Source organism: Thalassobacterium sedimentorum (assembly GCF_031127905.1).
Lineage (GTDB): Bacteria > Verrucomicrobiota > Verrucomicrobiia > Opitutales > Coraliomargaritaceae > Thalassobacterium > Thalassobacterium sedimentorum.
This window is the reverse complement of sequence record NZ_JARXIC010000011.1, coordinates 1-19,578: the sequence shown is the minus strand read 5'-3', so window position 1 is coordinate 19,578 and position 19,578 is coordinate 1. Positions and strand designations below refer to the sequence as shown.

General features: G+C 50.5%; 10 protein-coding genes. 8 read left to right on the top strand and 2 right to left on the bottom strand.

Translation table 11 applies throughout. From position 1 onward, the window contains the following. The first annotated feature begins 93 nt into the window (after positions 1 to 93). The 7 genes from QEH59_RS08180 (at position 94) to QEH59_RS08150 (ending at position 14,365) form a co-directional block, all read left to right on the top strand. Positions 94 to 2,211, top strand: a complete 2,118-nt coding sequence (locus tag QEH59_RS08180) for a TonB-dependent receptor (RefSeq protein ID WP_308984878.1) — start codon at positions 94 to 96, stop codon at positions 2,209 to 2,211. A 467-nt stretch (positions 2,212 to 2,678) separates the two neighbouring features. Then, positions 2,679 to 3,797: a hypothetical protein gene (locus tag QEH59_RS08175; RefSeq protein ID WP_308984877.1), complete on the top strand. Its 1,119-nt coding sequence runs from the start codon at positions 2,679 to 2,681 to the stop codon at positions 3,795 to 3,797. A 5-nt stretch (positions 3,798 to 3,802) separates the two neighbouring features. Beyond that, positions 3,803 to 9,811, top strand: a complete 6,009-nt coding sequence (locus tag QEH59_RS08170; protein WP_308984876.1) for a DNRLRE domain-containing protein — start codon at positions 3,803 to 3,805, stop codon at positions 9,809 to 9,811. A 39-nt stretch (positions 9,812 to 9,850) separates the two neighbouring features. Next, entirely contained in the window at positions 9,851 to 10,984 is a 1,134-nt protein-coding gene (locus tag QEH59_RS08165; RefSeq protein WP_308984875.1) for a TIGR02597 family protein, read from the top strand. A gap of 25 nt (positions 10,985 to 11,009) precedes the next feature. Beyond that, positions 11,010 to 11,693, top strand: a complete 684-nt coding sequence (locus tag QEH59_RS08160) for a hypothetical protein (RefSeq protein ID WP_308984874.1) — start codon at positions 11,010 to 11,012, stop codon at positions 11,691 to 11,693. A 140-nt stretch (positions 11,694 to 11,833) separates the two neighbouring features. After that, on the top strand, positions 11,834 to 12,703 hold the full coding sequence (locus QEH59_RS08155; protein WP_308984873.1) for a c-type cytochrome: 870 nt from the start codon (positions 11,834 to 11,836) through the stop codon (positions 12,701 to 12,703). Positions 12,704 to 12,832: 129 nt separating this feature from the next. Further along, on the top strand, positions 12,833 to 14,365 hold the full coding sequence (locus QEH59_RS08150; RefSeq protein ID WP_308984872.1) for a phospholipase D-like domain-containing protein: 1,533 nt from the start codon (positions 12,833 to 12,835) through the stop codon (positions 14,363 to 14,365). Positions 14,366 to 14,369: 4 nt separating this feature from the next. Here QEH59_RS08150 and QEH59_RS08145 read toward each other — a convergent pair whose 3' ends face one another. Next, a complete protein-coding gene (locus QEH59_RS08145) occupies positions 14,370 to 15,806 on the bottom strand; it encodes a SpoIIE family protein phosphatase (protein WP_308984871.1) in 1,437 nt (478 codons plus the stop codon). 60 nt (positions 15,807 to 15,866) lie between these two features. Further along, on the bottom strand, positions 15,867 to 16,370 hold the full coding sequence (locus QEH59_RS08140) for an STAS domain-containing protein (RefSeq protein WP_308984870.1): 504 nt from the start codon (positions 16,368 to 16,370) through the stop codon (positions 15,867 to 15,869). A 177-nt stretch (positions 16,371 to 16,547) separates the two neighbouring features. Here QEH59_RS08140 and QEH59_RS08135 point away from each other — a divergent pair, with 177 nt between their 5' ends. Then, positions 16,548 to 19,316: a bifunctional aconitate hydratase 2/2-methylisocitrate dehydratase gene (locus QEH59_RS08135; protein WP_308984869.1), complete on the top strand. Its 2,769-nt coding sequence runs from the start codon at positions 16,548 to 16,550 to the stop codon at positions 19,314 to 19,316. Positions 19,317 to 19,578: the final 262 nt, after the last annotated feature.

Here is a 19,578-nt window from a genome sequence, read left to right as displayed (position 1 = left end):
CAAATGTGAGTGAGACTTTTACTCAAGGTTGAGATTTGGATGCTGTTTGGTATTCGAATTTTGGATACGTATTTATTTTGATCTGTAACAGAAATGTTACCAATTTTAGGAGAGACTACTTTGCCGACATCTGCTGACTTTCTGATTTTTGACGACCATTCCAAATATAAAATAACTATGTACCCGATTCAAAAGATACTGACACTTTCTATGTTTACCTGTGCGCTCTGTGCAGACCCCATGCACAGTTTGCCAGATTATGAGGTGCGGGATCGTGCCGCCAATGCTATGGGCATTGCGAGTTTTGGTTCAGTTGGTTCGGTCGATCAGTCTGATCTCGAATATCGTCCTCTCTTGCGCACTGGGGAGGTGCTCGAAGTCGTGCCCGGCCTAATCGTTACGCAGCACAGTGGCACTGGTAAGGCCAACCAGTATTTCTTGCGCGGTTTTAATCTCGATCATGGCACCGACTTTGCCACGTACGTCGATGGCATGCCAGTCAATATGGTATCGCACGCACACGGCCAGGGCTACTCTGACGTGAATTTTATCATTCCCGAATTGATCGATGTGGTGAATTATACCAAAGGGCCTTATTATGCGGCTTTGGGGGATTTTTCCTCAGCTGGCTCGGCGCAGATAAAGACGGCTGATTGGCTGGACCAAGGCATGCTGAAGCTAGGCTTTGGGGGGGATGGGTATTTGCGTACTGTGATCGCGGATGCCTTTGATCTGAATGCCACGGATCGTATGGTGGTCGGCCTTGAGGCACAGTATTACGACGGACCATGGGACATTGGCGAAAATCTAAATCAGTTTAAGGGCTTTGCGAAATACACCAGGCAAATCGACATGGGGGACTTGTCTTTCACCTTTCATGGCTATCAAGCGAGTTGGGATTCGGCCGATCAGATCCCCGAACGTGCGGTAGAGCATGGGACCATATCAGACTTGGGCTCTCTGGATCAGGATGTTGGGGGCGAAAGCTCGCGCTATAGTTTGTCGGCCGACTACCAGCAAGTGCTGGGGGATCAATCGTCTTCACTCAGCGCCTATGCGATCTATTATGACATCAATTTGTGGTCGAATTTCACCTATTACTTGGATGATCCCGTCAATGGCGATGAATTCGAGCAGGCCGAAAATCGTATAATTTACGGTTTTAATTTCGCGCATAGTTTACTGCACGAGCATCTCTTCGAGCGCGATGTGCGTCATACTTTTGGTACGCAAGTGCGCTATGACGTGATTGATAACCTGGGGCTCTACCATACTGCAGGACGTGAGCGCTTAGATGCTGTGCGGGTGGATGATGTACGCGAGCTGGCGGCGGGCTTGTTTTATGAAAACGAAATATACTGGACCGATCGACTGCGCAGCGTGTTCGGTTTGCGGGCTGATTATTATGCCTTCGATGTGGAGAGTGATCTGGATGTCAACTCTGGCAGTGCCGATGATCTCATTTTGAGTCCTAAGTTTAGCATGCTCTATGCGCTGAATCGCCAGGTGGAACTGTATGCGAGTTTTGGTCTTGGGTTTCACAGTAACGATGCACGTGGCACCACCATCACCGTGGACCCTAAGGATTTGTCTGCGGTTGATGCAGTCGATCCCCTGGTGCGCTCGACAGGGGCGGAAGTGGGACTGCATGTGGATTGGAATCCACAGTGGCGCACGGCACTTTCTGTGTGGTGGTTGGAACTGGATTCAGAGCTGCTTTATGTGGGCGATGGTGGCGCGACTGAGGCCTCGGGAGGCAGCGAGCGTTATGGCATGGAATTGAGCCATGATTATCATCCAGTAGATTGGTTGAGCTTCGACCTCGACCTGGCACTGACGCAGGCACGTTTCGAAAATGGAGATGAAATTCCCGGAGCATTGAATTCAGTGCTCAGTGGCGGAGTGACTTATCAGAGTGAATCTGGGTTCTTTGCTGGCCTGCGTGCGCGTTATTTTGGTCGTCGTCCTTTAGTTGAAGACGGGAGTTTGGAGTCGGATCCATCGCTAGTATTTAATTTACGGACAGGCTATGATTTTAGTCCCAACCTGCGCCTAAGTTTCGATGTGCTGAATCTATTTGATTCGAATGATGATGATATCACTTATTACTATGAGTCCAAGTTGAGCACAGAGGTGGCGAGCGTGGAGGACGTGCATTCGCATGTTATCGAGCCGCGTAGTTTTAGGATTACTTTGACGTATCGCTATTAGTTAAACGGTGCCGTTCTTTTTATCGGTTCTGATACCAGATCTGTTGTTCACTTTGACTGCTCTGGTGCTTGAAGTGCTTGAATTACGTTTTATTGAATTGATGAATGCGTTTGAATTCAGTAAATTGATGTAATTGCTATAACTGGAATAGATGATACAATTCCTATTGGAGTTTGTAGAATTGTGATTTTTAAGTCACGTAGAGTAGGTGATTTATTTATGTAGCTTACTTTTGGTTTATCCACATGATTGAGTGCATTCGAGCGACGATAACGCTCGTTTTAGAAGATGGAGCCCGTTTTGTGACAAGCTGGTTTCGACTAGTTGTCAATTGAGGCATTTGTGTGACTGCTTTGTGTAGAATTGTGGCGTGAATGTTAAAAGTCGTCGTGCATGGCAGAAGTTAATTGACCGTAGGATTTTCGAGGCGTTGAAGGGGTTTTCTTGAAAATAAATGTATTGTATAAATGGATACGATTAAAAGATTAGTATGCATCGCCTGTTTCTGTGTCTTTGCGCAGCAGCTGTTCGCTCATGGGCCAGCGCAGACGAGTGTCCGCATGGATGTGTATGAGGATCGTGCGGAAGTGCGTGTCGATGTGACGATGCCAGATTTAATGAAGATGGCAGGGGATGCATTGGCAGCTGAGATTGAGTCGGCGCCGCGGAATCTGCGTGAATTCGCGATCGAGTATCAGGGAGAAGTTCAGAAGCATTTTAAATTAATTGATGATTCGAATGAAGTGCTACTGCCTACAAATGTATGGGCTCAGCTTCCCAATTTTAGTGATCAGTCGGTTCAAAATCTTGGAATTGATCAACAGCGCATTGAGGTAGTGTTGGCTTATGCTTTGGATACGCCACCAGCGAGTTTGGCTGTGATGTTTGATATCGGGCAGGATCATCATGGGGAGCCTGCGTATGCAGATTGTATCTTACGTCAACGGGGAGAAATGATCATGTTGCCTGCCAAAGTGGGACCTGGATTCCCGATACAGTTCGCGTTTGTTTGGGATGAGCCCCTTCAGCCAATTCATAAATTATCGAGTTTAGAGCAAGCAAGTATTGGCTGGGAGAATCGACCGGTTGTCAGTTATTTGCAACAAGACGGAGCGCGCGTAAGATGGTCTGTGATTGGGCCATTGTCGGCATGGGGGGAATCGGCATACGATTATTCGCGAATGTCGGACCACAAGTTGGCGCAGGTGCTCGCAGCGGGATTTGCTATCCATGAACCCACTCAAGCACTGAAACGATCAAATGTAGCTGTAGCGCGTTTCCCATTGAGTACTTTCGATTATCGTAGGGGGCGTCACGTTGCGCGTGGTCAGCCGGACGCGACCTTGGTGCGATTAGACATGACATTTTCGATGGACGCTGAAGCGCAGTGGTTGGAGGCGGCCTGTCTTAGGTTTCCCGATTTAAGTCCTCGTCTATTTCTTAGCGCCTGGTTGGAGGGGCGTGGTGAGACTTTTGAGGTCATGCACGCCGTAGCGGATTCTTTTCGCTGGGAGCCTGCGAGCAACAATCAACTTTCGCGTCATGTGGACTCTGAGAGCCGCAATGATGCTGATTTACTAAACTAATTAAAATGATGTTTGATAAAATATATAATCGAGTAGCACGCTACTGTAGCTACGGCTTTGTCGGCTGTTTGGCGACAGCGGCGACTACAAACCTAGTGCATGCAGACGATCTCAAGGCACTCCATTTTGATGGAGTCGATGACTACGTGACAATGGGAGACACCTTAGGTCTTTCCGAACTCACGATCAGTGTCTGGTTTAAAAAAGACGCGGGCGGGGCTCTAGGCAGTTCTGGCGCGGGCGGCGTCAATGTGATCCCACTTGTCGCTAAAGGACGTGGTGAGAATGATGCCAGCACGCTCGACTGTAATTACATCTTCGGCATTAATAGTGCCGGCATGCTTGCGGCTGATTTTGAAGAGGGCGCTGCTGGTTTGAGTCCGGGGGTGAATCATCCAGTGGTGGGTGTCACGCCTGTGCTTGAAGGAGTGTGGCAGCATGCCGCACTCACTTATGATGGCACGACTTGGAAGTTGTATTTGAATGGTCAGTTGGACGCTGAGCTTTACGTGGGGCAGCCCCTGCGCTCCGATAGTATTCAGCATTTCGGATTGGGTGCAGCAATGAATTCTAGTGGCGCCGTTCAGGGCTATTTTGCAGGAAGCCTGAATGAAGTCAGCGTTTGGAATCATGCCTTGAGCCAAAGTGATATCGAGAACTTGATGACCTCGTCGCCTGCTGTCACAGAAACCGGACTGGTGGGCTATTGGCCACTGGAGCAGGCGTCTGGTGTTACAGTCGCCGATGCGACGGGTAACAACGACGGCGTCTTTACTGGCGAGACCGAATCCACATGGGTGGACAGCAATTTTGTAAGAGCGGATTTTGTGACGCCTCCTACAGATCTGCGAGCCTGGGCTTCTCAGGTAGGAGCGATCAGCCTTAGCTGGACGGATCAAGCAAGCACTGAGGCAGGCTATATTGTTGAGCGTTATGATTCAAGCACTGCAGCATGGTCCGAGTTGGCGGAACTGCCAGCAGATAGCACTTCCTATCTGGATGAATCGGTCGACTTAGACGTCGATTATCTATATCGCGTACGTGTGTCTGGTGGCGCCACTTCATTAGTTACACAAGCCAATGCCGGCACTTCAGCCGGCCATCATGTGACGAAGCTGCGCTACGGAGTGAATGGATACTTTGATGCGCTTGATATCGGATTGCGCCAATATGTTGCGCCTGGACCCGATGTGACGTGGAACATTGTGACGCTGTATACTGATAATAATTCGTCAACGAACGAAGATCAGATTTTGATGCAATTCCCCAATCTTGAGGGAGCCATAGCCGATGGCAAAGTGCCTGCGGGCTCGGTGGTTCAAAGCGCGACCCTACGTATTTGGGTCGGCGATGGTAATGAGAAGAGTTCTAACACCATCAGCATGTATCCGATGTTGAGTGATTGGGACAGCCATAGCACCTGGAATAGCATGGTCGACGGAATCAGCACTGACGGTGTCGAAGCCGCGAGCACTCCAGACTTTGCGCAGAATGGTTTGAATGTGGCCAGTGTCTGGTCGGAGTGGGATTTGACTGAGCGTGTGCAAAGTATTTTGGATGGCAGTCATACCAATCGTGGTTGGGTATTATTAAATGCGGGCAGTAATGGTTTCGGGATCACTTCCTCGGAGTCAAGCGACCTGAGTTTGCGTCCGGAGTTAGTCATTCACTATACACTCGGTGCCGTTCCCGGTTCGCCGACGGATACCAGCGTGAGCCGCACGCCAGAGAATGCCGCCTTGATTACATGGACTGATAGCGTGAGTGACGAGGGGAACTATATCGTAGAGCGCGCTTATTCGCTCGATGGTCCGTGGACAATACTCACGGATAGTTTGCCTGCAGGCAGCACGTCCTATAGCGACAGCACCGTGCTCGAAGATACGAAGTATTTCTATCGTGTGAGCGCTTCTAACACATTTGGCTCAGGCGAGCCCGATGCGGTGCAGGCCTTCCGCTTTGGAACAGGAACCAGCGCACTGGAGTTCGATGGCATCGATGATTACATCACGATGGGCAACACGCTCGGTATGTCTGAGTTGACCATTACTCTTTGGTTTAAGAAAACCGGTGAAGGTTCCACCGCAACCACTGGTGTGGGTGGTATTCACGGCATTCCACTCGTCGCGAAAGGTCGCGGTGAGAGTGATGGCACTACAGTAGATTGTAATTATTTCTTCGGCATTGATTCTGGCACAGGTATGCTGGGGGCCGACTTTGAAGAAGGAGCTGGCGGCACCAGTCCGGGCCTGAATCACCCGATTGTAGGTGTGTCTCCGATTCAAGATCATGTGTGGTATTATGCCGCACTGACTTACGATGGCAGCACATGGAAGCTATATTTAAATGGTGCGCTGGAGAATGAACTCTATGTCGGACAGCCGTTGCGCGCCGATAGTATTCAGCACTTTAGTATTGGTTCCGCGCTCAATTCCTCCGGCTCACCGGCGGGTTATTTTGCAGGCTTGATTGATGAAGTCTCTGTTTGGAATCGTGCACTTGAAATGAGTGAGATCCGCGCATTGATGACTGAGAATCCCGCACTGCCGAATGCAGACTTGTCCGGCTTCTGGAAACTGGATGAAACTGCGGGCGCCGCAGCCTACGACGAAAGTCAGCAAATTCACGGCGCTGTTAGTGGGGTCTTTACTGATGCGGATTGGCAAGCCACCGACTTGGACACATCTGTGATCTCCTTTCCTCCCACGGATCTGACCGCATTGGCCACAGCCGATAAAGTGATCGAATTGAGCTGGGTAGATGCTTCCAGTAATGAGTCCGGTTTCACGCTGGAGCGCCGCGAAGGCACAGAGGGTGAATGGATTGTGATCGAAACGACTGCCGCGAATGTGGAAAGCTACTCCGACACGGAAGTTCAGCCCGATCTAGATTACTACTACCGTGTCAGCACTGTTGGGGGCACGGTATATAGCTCCGCGATACGTGCGAATATCGGCACGCGCTACAATGAGAAAGTTGCCAAGTTCCAGTATGGAATGAATGGATACACCGCGACTAATGATATCGGCATTCGATCCTCGAGCTCGCCTGGTGCTGATGCAACCTGGAATACTTCCAACCTCTATACCGACAATAATAGTGAGACTGATGAAGATCAGGTGCTGATTGATTTCCAAGATATCATCGGAACCGGCGCGCAGCAAATACCATCCACTGCGATCGTTAAGAGCGCGACGCTACGCCTATGGGTTGGAGATGGGAATAACCCCAGCAACGATATCATTAGCCTGCACCGCATGCTCGCGGATTGGTCGGCGAACAGCAGCTGGAATTCGATGGTCGATGGTATCACAGCCGACGATGTCGAAGCAGTTGCCACTGCGGAATATGTGCATGAAACCTATAAGGACATCGAGACCTGGAGCGAGTGGGACGTCACCGCTTCCATCGAAGCGTATCTTGCAGGCACTGCGACCAATCGCGGTTGGGTGTTGTTGAACTCCGATAATGATGGCTTTGGCTTCTGGACTTCCAAGGCCGCAGATATTGATATTCATCCTGAATTAGTGGTTGTCTATAGCGATGGCCCGACTCCTGCAGCGCCCACTTCGGTAGTTGCAGAGCCGGTCTCTACTTCAGAAATTGAGTTGACCTGGACTGACGTTGCTAGCGACGAGACCGCCTATATGATTGAACACGCCACGGACTACTACGGTGAGTGGGAGGTGTTAGTTGCGGATCTCGATCCAGATACGCAGTCCTACAGCCACACTGGCTTGGAGACGGAGAGCACACACTATTACCGTGTAGTCGCTTTGAGCGAAACTGGTGGCGGCATTAGTGAGCCCGCGTTTGCTCGCACCGACGATGGACCTTATGGTCTGCGTCAACTGTCCTTTCAGCAAGGTTTCAATGACTATGCGAGTGCATTGGAGATTGAGATAGATTCCGATACGCCTGAGGCCAATGCGCAGAATGCAATCCTATGGGTAGACCACAACTCGGATGGCAGTGAGCGTCAGGTATTGCTGAACTTTGGCGACATCTTTGGTGAAGCTGCGGGGCAAATTCCTGCAGGCTCGATTATCGATCGTGCTTATATCCGACTCTATGTCGGCACCGATACTTCCGTGCAAAGTGATGGCCCCATGCACTTCCAGCAAATGCTGGTGGATTGGGATGATTTGTCTAGCTGGTCCTCGGAGGCCTGGGGCGGTAACGGTATCGACGATGACGATATCGAATCAGATAGTCAGCCCGATAGCGTGAGCATCTTCTCTAGCCAAGAGTCATACTACGACGTCGAGGTCACGCCGACCCTGGTCGACTGGTTGAATGGTGCACCGGTCTATGGCTGGGTGATTCAAACCTACTCCGACGATGGATACGGTTTCTATTCATCATTAAGTGCCGATGCAAAGCAACGCCCAGAGCTGATTGTTGAAATCGATACTGATCCTGCGAATCTGTATCCAGAGATCACGATCAATGCGCCTACAGACGGTGCGTCTGAAGTTGCCGAGCCCGCGGTTATTAATCTGGATGTCACTGATGGCAATCTTGAAGACCTACTGGATGTCACACTCTTCGGACGTCTAGTCGCTGATTCCGACGAAGCGTTCTCGGTGGTATTGCTGCCTGATACACAATTCTATTCGGCAGAGATCAATGGAGCTGTGAAGGAAATCTTCGCTTCACAAACACAATGGGTCATTGATAATCGCGAAGCCTTGAATATCGCCTTCGTCTTGCACCTGGGAGACATCGTTCAGAACGGTGATACGTATGGTAACGGAAGCTCTGCAGAGCAGGAGTGGATCAACGCTTCGGACGCGCTCTACTTACTGGAAGATCCGCTAACCACTGGACTGCCTGAAGGTATTCCTTATGGCGTCGCGGTCGGGAATCACGACCAAGAGCCGATCTGGGATCCAGATGGCACTACGACTTACTATAACAAGTATTTCGGTGTCGATCACTGGGCCGACAAGAGCTACTACGGCGACCACTACGGCAGTAACAATGATAATTACTATCAATTGTATTCGGTTGGCTCATACGACTTCCTTTCGATCAGTCTGGAGTATCGTGGCTCTGCAAATACAGAGGTGCTCGATTGGGCCGAAGGCTTAGTGCAAGCCTATCCCGATCGTCGTGTCATCGTGACGACGCACCACCTAGTTAATACCGGCAATCCTGCTTCTTGGAGTTCCTACGGTGAAGCGATCTACGAGCGCTTGAAGGGCTATCCTAACTTACACCTGATGCTCGGTGGTCACATCCACGGTGAGGGACAACGCACGGATGAGTTCGAGGGAAATATTACGCACTCCCTCTTACAAGACTATCAGGGCTACAGCGAAGGTGGCCAAGGTTACCTACGAATCCTGACATTCGAACCTGCACACAATAAGATCTACGTGCGCACTTACTCACCTTGGGTGGATGCCTATGAGACCGATACGAACAGTCAGTTCGAATTGGAGTATGACATGGGAACCATCATCTCCGAATTTGAGGAGTTGGCGACCTTCACCGATATACCTGCCGAATCCGAATTGGAGTTCGAGTGGGATGAGCTATTGGCTGGCCGTCATTATGAGTGGTATGCCAAAGCAACGGATGGACGTAAGCCAGTGGAAACCAGCTTACAGTCATTCACCGCAGCGGGGTCCACTTACTCCTCGTGGCGTGACCAACTCTTCGATGCCGAAGATAGCAATGTCGGCCGCGAGGACGACCATGATGGCGACGGCTATAGTAATTATTATGAGTTCGTCTTTAATGGAAATCCCAAGAGTGGATCCGGTCTGCACATGCCAACCGTTACACTGGGGGCGGGCGTGAATGAAATGCGCTACCAGCGCATTCAGGATGCCGGCTTGCAATGGAGCTACCTCGTCTCGGAAGACTTGATCCACTGGGACCTGCCCAGCGAAGAAGTCGTCGAGATCACCGAACGTATCGTCGACAACGAGGATGGCACCGAATCGGTCCAGCTTGAGATTGATACTAAAGTCAAAGCCCTCTTCTGGCGCATCGTCGTTCAATAATACGCACTACAGACATTAACACTTAGAATAAGATTTAATATGTATTTACATACCCGAAATTGGATACTGCTCCCGCTGTTCGCCGCGACGGCGAGTGTGGGGACAGCCATCACCCTGGAAACGGACCCTATGGGCATCCTAGAGCTGGAAGTGCCGGCTCAATCCGATGCCTTGATCAGCCTGCCGCTGCATCGCACCGCTGTCTATTCCGGACAGATTGCGACGGTTGAAGGAAATCGTATCGACCTAGTCACTACGGGCGCCAGCCCAGATTGGTCGGAGGACGAATGGGTGTATGTCGCCGATACGCAACTAGTGACCTACTATGCACTCTTCATGAGTGGTGATTTGGAAGGTTGCTACTACACGATCTCAGGCAACGACGCCGACTCTCTGGAGTTGGATCTGGAGGAAGGAAGTTTGGATGGCTTTAACCTAAACGATCAAGTATTGCAGATCATCCCTTATTGGACCTTAGGCACCTTTTTTGGTGAGCAAGATGCTGTCACTGCGAGTGCCTCGATCACTGGTTTAGGCGAGCGCTCTGAAGTGCATTTCTTCTCGAATGTCGAGGGGGTGAATCCAGCTTCATCGGAAATCTTTTATTACTATGAGGGCAGTGACTTTGGTGGTGATGGATGGCGCTTGAAGGGGGATAGTTTGACTACCTTGCATGATGATCAACCCATTGCGCCTGATCGTGCCTTTGTTTTTCGCAATGTTACGGATGCAACTGTTGAATTACTGCTGCCAGGGTATGTGCAAATGACACAGTCCGCCTTTGTCATTGAGGGCAGTGAAAGCTCTAATGACCTACGTGTGAGTTCTGCGAGCATGTTGCCCACAAGCCTGGCAGATTCTAAACTGATTGAAACGGGAGGCTTTCAGGCCACTGATTCTATTTCCGGTTTGAGTGGGGATCAGGTCTTGGTTGTGGATAATTTTGCTGAAGGCTTTAATAAAGCCGCGGTGGCAATTTACTATTATTATAATGGTTCCGCTTTTGGTGGCCCGGGCTGGCGTTTGAAGGGCGGTAGCTTGCTGACTATCATGGATGCGGTCGAAGTGTTTCAGCCAGGACAAGGTGTCATTCTTCGTAAAGCTGCCAGCTCTGAAACGGATACACATCTGTGGCATTTCCTGCCGGGGTATTTGAGTCCGGATATCGATTAATTTAACATTCCTATTTAATATTATTATGAAAAAAATTAGTTCTACAGTTTTGCTGTGTGCCTCAGCGATGATGTCCAACTCGTATGCGACCGTCTCTTTTGATATTCAGGCGGATCAATTACAGACAGCTATTTTAGGTGAGGCGATGGCATCTTCCGGTGTTGTTATGCTGCTTGCGGATACGCAGGATAATGGCTTTGGGTCGGTTGAACCTTTTTCTTTCGGAGGGGATTTATCTTCTGGTCTGACATCGAATGGTGCTGCAGGTGATGATGTTGTTCTCTGGGTTTCTGATCTGACGAATAATAGCATCGACGGTTTGCTTATTGGGGCGGCTACAGGTATCACTCTTGGTAGTTACGGTAGCCATACATTAAGTGAGGGGGATGCGCTGGCATTGGTGTGGTTTCCCGATGTCAGTATGATCGATGGCATGGTGAACTTTGGTGCCGCGTATGGTTTGTTTGATGAAGTGACTGGAAGTTTGGGAAGTCAATGGACTATGCCTGCGGATGGAACTTCGGGGCATGGATTGTATGCATTTACTGAAAACTCGATTTTACTTCCAAGTGGTGCTGAATCGGGGACACTCAGTTCCAGCTTATTGCTTGCGGATCAGATTGCAGTGCCAGAACCAGCCGCTGCAGCGGCATTATTAGGTTGTGTCACATTGGGCTGTGCACTGGGGCGCCGACGTGTGAAGCGTTAGTTTTTGCGGACGAACTACTTAGTGCCACTGTCGCGATGGAGTCTTTTCGTCGGCGACAGTGGTGCTATTGTATTATACAATCTTTCACGAAAATAAGAATCACTCCAAATTTTTGGCTTGGATTTTGCTAATTGCTTGGGATGTATTCCTACCTATCTCGTATTCTATTCCTTTGTGGTGTACTGTCTTTCGCTAGCCAGACGGTTTCTCATGCAGCGCTGAGTTTGCATTCTGAAGAACCTAAAGAGGCGTCTATTTATTTTAGCGGAGATTGGGGGCAGTCGCCAGGTTATCTGACGCGTGCAGAGCTGGCAGCTATTGAGGGCTATACCACTATCCGTACGGAAGTGTTCCCCGGGGCTGCCGAGGCTGATTTGGGAGTTTTACCGCTGAAGTCTTTGATCGATGTTCTGGGAATCGGTGAAACATGCGATGGGTTTGTATTAGAATGCACAGACGCATGGGAGAGTTTTGTGACACTGGAGTACATCGAGGCAAATGATCCAGTAATGTTGTTGTATTATAATGGAAAGTCTCCAGAGGAATCTGAGTGGCCGATGTTTGGTGGCGATATTGAAGCGCTGGCACCATACTATGTCTTTGTTGTTGGGGATATGAGTGGCTATGAGGACGCGCCGAAGTATGGCATGATTTCAGCGACTCAGATGAATGGTATCCATGCAACGAATACAGCCAAGCGCTATGCACCATTTTATAATGCGCCGATGGATAAACTTTCACCAATGGCGCAAGCTGGCCGTGATTTATTTTTACAGCGTTGTAATGTTTGTCACCAAGGTCCCGGGAATGTGGGTGGGAATGTCTCCCAGCGCCCCTTGATTGTCTTGCAGGGGCATGCGACGTATAACGCAGACTACCTTGCCAAAATGGTTGTGAATCCGAAGCAGTTTTATCCTAATACGATCATGCCGAATCATGAAGACTTTGATGCGGAGAAACTCTCCAAGATCACTGCATACCTGAAAGAGACTTCTGTGTTGATGAAGTGATTTGAGTTGCGTGGCACAGCCAGTGTTTCAGCGCCGACTTGAATTTGCAGGTTTGGTAGGAGGCAGTAGTATGCTCACTCTCTGAGTGTAGGAACTTGTATTCGTTTGTTGCGTGCGCATGATTGTGGGATGCGAACAATCAAATGGATACTAGTGGGGGCTCTTCTGGGGGTGGCGACTTTGCCCTATTTGCTTTTTCAGCAGAGGGAGTTGCCTGCTGGCACGAGTTTAAAGAGCGACGCCTACGAATACTCTGAGGCAAAATTACTGATCGATCGTACGATGTGGGATGAATCGACCCAGCAAATTGTGCGTTCACATCATATATTTGATGCCATTCTAGCCGAAATCGAGGCTGCAGAAACATTTGTAATTGCGGATTTTTTTCTATGGAACCCGTGGCGTGGTGCGATTGAAGCATCTGGTGAGTTGCGTGGATTGTCTGAAGAATTGGCAAATGCTTTAATACGAAAGCGGATTCAGCATCCGGAGATGCCGATCTTAGTCATTACGGATCCAATTAACCGAATTTATGGGGAGCATGCGCCTGATTACTACGAGCGCTTGGCTGGGGCTGGCATCCCCGTGGTGTTCACTGATTTGAGCCAGATGCCGGATTCGAACCTTGTGTATGCGCCTCAGGTGTGGTTTTGGGGGCAGTATTGGTCGCCGAATCATCCCCTTGGCGAATGGCGTTTGATACCCAATCCCTTTGATTCGCTCGGTGAAAAACTGAGTCTGTCTGAGCTGAGTCGTTTACTCTATTTTAAAGCGAATCATCGTAAGGTGCTGATTACAGGCAGACTGAGTGGGGCACCACGAGCGCTTGTTGGGAGTTTTAATCCTGCCGACGGGAGCGCCAATCACTCCAATGTTGCTGCACTTGTAGATGGTGCTGTCGCAATTTATGCCGCCCATTCTGAGCTTGCTGTGGCGGAATGGTCGTCGGCTGACCTCCAGCAGGTTCAGGGGCCGCTGGGCGAGGCGACACGTCGCGCGATTATTGAGATTCGTGAGCGTTTGCCAGCGGCCGATTCGCTGCCCGAGGCACGTGCCGACCGGCCCAGCGTCGCGTGGCGTAGTGAGGGAGCGATTCAGAATGAATTACTGGCACAGTTGGATCAAGCAGGAGCTGGCAGTCGTATTGATGTGGCTATTTTTTATTTTTCTGATCGCCGCATTGTCAGAGCTTTTCACACGGCCATCCAACGTGGCGCTAGAGTGCGGCTTTTGATGGATGCGAATCGGGATGCTTTCGGACGCGAGAAAAACGGCATCCCGAATCGTATGGTGGCGGCTGAATTGTTGCAGCAGGCCTCGGGGACGGGGGGTGTCGAGGTGCGCTGGGCCGCGACTCATGGAGAGCAATACCATGCTAAAGTGTTACGTGTTGTTGGCCCGCAGCAGAATGTTCTTTATTTAGGATCAGCGAATTGGACTCGGCGCAATTTGAATGACCTAAACTTAGAGGCGAACCTCATATTTCAGGATGACGTTGAGTTGGGGCGCGAGTTCGATCGCTATTTCACTACGCTATGGACGAATGCAGAGGCATATGAAGAGAGTTTGCCTTATGGGGACTGGTCAGAGGAGGGCTGGTCCTTGCGCTGGAAGACTTGGCTGTATCGGTTTCAGGAATGGAGTGGTGCATCTACCTTCTGAGTCTTTAAGCGTGCTTCACTGCGATGAGTGTTAAGTCGTCGGTTTGTCCTGTGCCTTGTGAGAAGCGCCTGACGCTCTCTAGTGTTTGATTTATGATGTCTTGTGCCTCTTTGTCGCCGTGGTTGCGTAGTAATTCCGCGAGGCGTTTCGAACCATATTCTTCGCCAGCTTTGTTGGCGCTTTCGGTAATGCCATCGGTGTAGAGTAGTAGGGCGTCATTACTGCCAAAGTGGATAGAGGTGTCTTGGATGATGCTGTCAAAGACCGCGGGTGGGACCATTCCGACAGCCATGCCCGGCGATTGAATTGGGCCGACGTCGAGCCCGCCTTTGGAGTGCTGGTCGTAGAAAATAGGTAATTCGTGTCCCGCGCGCGCGAGGGTAAGTTGTTCGGTCTCCAAGTCGATCATGGCATAAACCATAGTGATGAACATGTCGCGCTGCATCGTATGCTCCATTGCCTCGTTGATGGAACTGATTACTTTGGAGGGGGAGCGGTGGAGTTTGGCAAAGTGGCGCAGGTGCGTTTGGCAAATGGCCATTAGGATGGAGGCCGAGATGCCTTTGCCGGATACATCCGCAATGGCGAAGGCGATCGTTTTTTCATCCAGTGCAAAAACGTCGTAGAGATCGCCGCCGACTTTTTGCGCGGGCGTATAGTGTGAAGCGAAAGCGATGTGGTCGGCCGGGGGGAATTTCTTGGGCAGTAGCAGGCCTTGGATGTTGCTGGCGAGTTCGATGTCGGTATCGAGTTTATTTTTGTCGATTTGCAACTGCATTGCGTCGCTGTTATGTACCGCGAGTCCTACTTGTTCGGCCAGAGATTCGACCAAGGAGAAATCCGTTTCTGTAAACGCGAGTCCGTCCGAGGGGTTGGCAACTGCGAGCACTGCGATGAGTTCGCCTTGAAAGAGTACGGGGGCCACGATGAAGGAGCGCACCTGCAGGGAGGGGTCATCGTGTTGTATAATCCGTGGGTCATTTTGGGCATCTGCAATTAGCAAGGCCCGGTGCGATTTGGCGACTTGTCCAATCAGACCTTCGCCCATTTTATAGGTTTCGGATTTGAGTATACTTTCTAGGAACTGGGTGCGGGTGGTTAGTTTACTAGTGACAGACTTGGGCAGCTTGCGTTGCGGTGGAAAGAGGCCCTCGACTGCGATGCCCTTTAAGGTGTCGTTCGGACGTTTCTCAAAAATGCAGGCACTCATTGCCCCCGTACTTAGAATTGCGGCATGAATGATACGTTGAAACATCGCTTCACGATCGCTGCCTTCGGCTACAGCCTCGACCATGTTGTGCATGAACTCTACGACGATTTGCTTCTCTTGCCGAAGCAGTTGCTTATCTTCGTCGAGAATTTTGATTTGTTTGCGCTTCGCTGTGTAGGGCAGCCATAGTGCCAGGGCTCCAGCGATTAATCCAAGTATGAAGGTCAGCATGGCTGGGGCTTAATGAGGTGCGTCTCCTTGTTCGTCTCCTGATTAGGATCGGCGTGTGCTTTAATCTTTGTCCTGCTTCTCGACTTGATTGCGCAGAAACGCGATGACGTCTTGAAATTTGGCTACGTTTTCTTTGTCGGCCTCGGTTAGGTTTTCGTGGGCTTTTAGTATGTTTTTTGCATCGGAAACTTCTTGATTCTTAAGTGCCGCAAAGTTGTCTGCAGTGTTACCCTCGCTTTCGGAGACTGTGAGTAGGTTTTGTAGGCCAAGATTGCAGATTAATTCGTAATTGCGCTCTCCAAGCTTGCCGACGACAAGTTCGCCTTTGGGCGTGAGCTTGCGTAACTCGATTGCAGTGCCTGCTAAAATGCCTAAAAAGGTGCTATCCATCCCTTTGCATGCTTCGAAATCAATGAAGATATGACGACTTCCCGATGCGAGAATTGTTTCGATAAACTCACGGAATGAATTACAATTCAGGTAATTCGCTTTGCCGTTGATCTTGACTACGACAGGGTCGGAGTAAGCGCTAACGAGAAAGGTGGGTGGTTGTGGATCACTCATATAGAGCGTGGGCTGGTAAGGTGTGAAAGGTGTCGGGAGAAAATTATGCTGGAAAGCTGGCAGGACAGGCTAGCACTGTGAAGTTAATAATCAACAATCAATCGAGAGGATGTAATATTTCGTAAAATCTTCTTGAAATCCCTAGGCGAGGCCAGACCTTGTGTTCTAGCTGAAGATATGAATACTTACCTAGAATACACCAAAGAGATTGAAGAACGTAAAGGTCAAGGGCTGAGCCCGAAACCGATTGATAATGGCGAATTGCTCGCTGTCATAATCGAGCAGATTAAAGATCTCGATAACGAGTACAGGAAGGATTCGCTGCATTTCTTCATTTATAACGTATTACCGGGCACCACCAGTGCGGCCACGGTGAAGGCGCAATTTTTGAAAGAGATCATTCTAGGGGAGTCTGTGGTGGAGGAAATTACTCCCGAGTTTGCCTTGGAGCTCTTATCGCACATGAAGGGGGGCCCTTCGATCAAGGTGCTCTTGGACCTCGCACTGGGTGAGGATGCCGCGGTCGCCGCACAGGCTGCTGCGGTCTTGAAGACTCAGGTTTTTCTCTACGAGGCGGACACAGATCGCTTGGTGGCCGCGTATCAGGCAGGCAATGCCACCGCTAAGGAGCTATTTGAGAGCTATGCCAAGGCGGAGTTCTTTACCAAGTTGCCTCCGGTGGACGAAGAAATTAAAGTGGTCACTTACATCGCTGGCGAAGGCGATATTTCAACTGACTTGTTGTCCCCGGGCAATCAGGCGCACTCGCGCTCGGATCGTGAGCTGCATGGTAAGTGCATGATTTCCGAAGAGGCGCAGATTGAAATCCAAGGCCTGCAGGCGCAGCATCCTGATAAGCGTGTGATGTTGATTGCCGAAAAGGGCACTATGGGCGTGGGCTCCTCGCGTATGTCGGGCGTCAATAATGTAGCTCTGTGGACCGGTAAACCCGCTAGCCCTTACATTCCTTTTGTGAATATTGCTCCGATTGTTGCGGGCACGAATGGGATTTCGCCGATTTTCCTGACCACCGTGGATGTGACCGGAGGCATCGGGATTGACCTGAAGAACTGGCGCAAGAAATTGGATGCCGAGGGCCAGCCGGTCTTGAACGAGAGCGGTGATCCCGTGCTGGAGGAAGTCTACTCTGTCGCAACTGGCACAGTGCTGACAATCAACACCAAGGAAAAGAAGCTCTACAATGGTGAGCAAGAGTTGGTCGATCTCACGGCTTCGTTTACACCACAGAAGCTGGAGTTTATGAAGGCGGGCGGTTCTTACGCGGTCGTTTTCGGTAAAAAGCTACAGAGCTTCGCGGCTCAAACTCTGGGCGTTGAGTTGGAGTCGGCCTTCGCGCCTTCCAAGGAAATTTCGCATGCAGGCCAGGGCCTGACTGCAGTGGAGAAGATTTTTAATAAGAATGCCGTTGGTGTGTCTGAAGGTGCTGTCTTGCACGCGGGCTCGGACGTTCGGGTGCGCGCCAATATCGTCGGCTCGCAAGATACGACCGGGCTGATGACTTCGCAGGAGTTGGAATCAATGGCGGCCACAGTCATCTCTCCGACCGTGGATGCCGGTTACCAATCCGGCTGTCACACTGCATCGGTGTGGGATAAGAAGGCACAGGCCAATATCCCACGTTTGATGGAGTTCATGAATAAGTTCGGGCTGATCACTGCACGTGATCCAAAGGGCGAATACCATGCCATGACCGACGTGATCCACAAGGTCTTGAACGACCTGACTGTGGATGAATGGGCGATCATTATCGGCGGCGACTCGCACACGCGTATGTCCAAGGGCGTCGCTTTCGGAGCCGACTCGGGCACCGTGGCGCTGGCTTTGGCTACGGGTGAAGCCACCATGCCGATCCCTGAGTCCGTTAAAGTGACTTTCAAGGGTGAGCTGAAGGAGCATATGGACTTCCGCGACGTGGTGCACGCCACGCAAATTCAAATGCTTAAGAAGTTTGGGGAGAACGTCTTCCAAGGTCGCGTGATCGAAGTGCACATTGGCACGCTGCCCGCTGACCAAGCCTTCACATTTACGGACTGGACTGCAGAGATGAAGGCCAAGGCCTCCATTTGCATTTCCCAGGACGAGACACTGATCGAATCACTGGAAATCGCGAAGAGCCGTATCCAGATCATGATCGAGAAGGGCATGGACAATGATTCGAAGGTGCTGCAAGGCCTGATCGATATTGCCAATCAGCGTATTGCCGACATTCGCTCCGGTGCCAAGCCCGCACTGATGCCCGATGCCAATGCCAAGTATTCGGCCGAATTCGTAGTCGACCTCGACGCCATCGTCGAGCCGATGATCGCGGACCCGGACGTCAACAACGAGGACATTTCGAAGCGCTACACCCACGATATTATTCGCGAGCTCTCTTACTATCAGGGAGAGAAGTCCGTTGATCTCGGATTCGTCGGCTCCTGCATGGTGCACAAGGGCGACTTGAAGATTGTTTCTCAAATGCTCAAGAATCTCGAAGCGCAACAAGGTGAAGTGAAGTTCCAGGCGCCCCTCGTGGTGGCTGCGCCGACTTACAACATCATCGACGAGCTGAAGGCTGAAGGTGATTGGGAGATGTTGCAGAAATACTCCGGTTTCGAGTTCGACGACGACGCACCGAAGGGCGCGGCACGCACTGAATACGAAAACATGATGTATCTCGAGCGTCCTGGCTGTAACCTGTGCATGGGTAATCAGGAAAAAGCGGCTCGTGGCGATACCGTGATGGCTACATCCACCCGTCTGTTCCAAGGACGCGTGGTGGAAGATTCCGATCGTAAAAAAGGTGAGTCTTTATTGGCCTCCACTCCCGTCGTTGTGCTTTCCGCAATCCTTGGCCGCACGCCAAATATTGAGGAATACAAGTCTGCGGTCGTCGGCATCAATTTGACCAAGTTCGCGCCTCCCGCTGAGGCGCTGATCAGTTAAAGACGGACCCTCCGTCGGTCTGGCAAAATAGCTCAGGGAGATAAGAGGCATCTTATTTTTCTGAGCTATTTTTTGTCGGTGGCACTGCAATACGTGCTCGAGGAAGACTGGGATTCGGCGATTTTGAACCGTTAATTACGTTAATTTTCGTGAATACTAACTGAGATGGTAGGGGCGCGACTTGTCACAATGCCATTGCATATTAAAAATATGATAAGCCAGCAACAATATCTGTACTTTGAATGAAAAGGATCTAATAAGT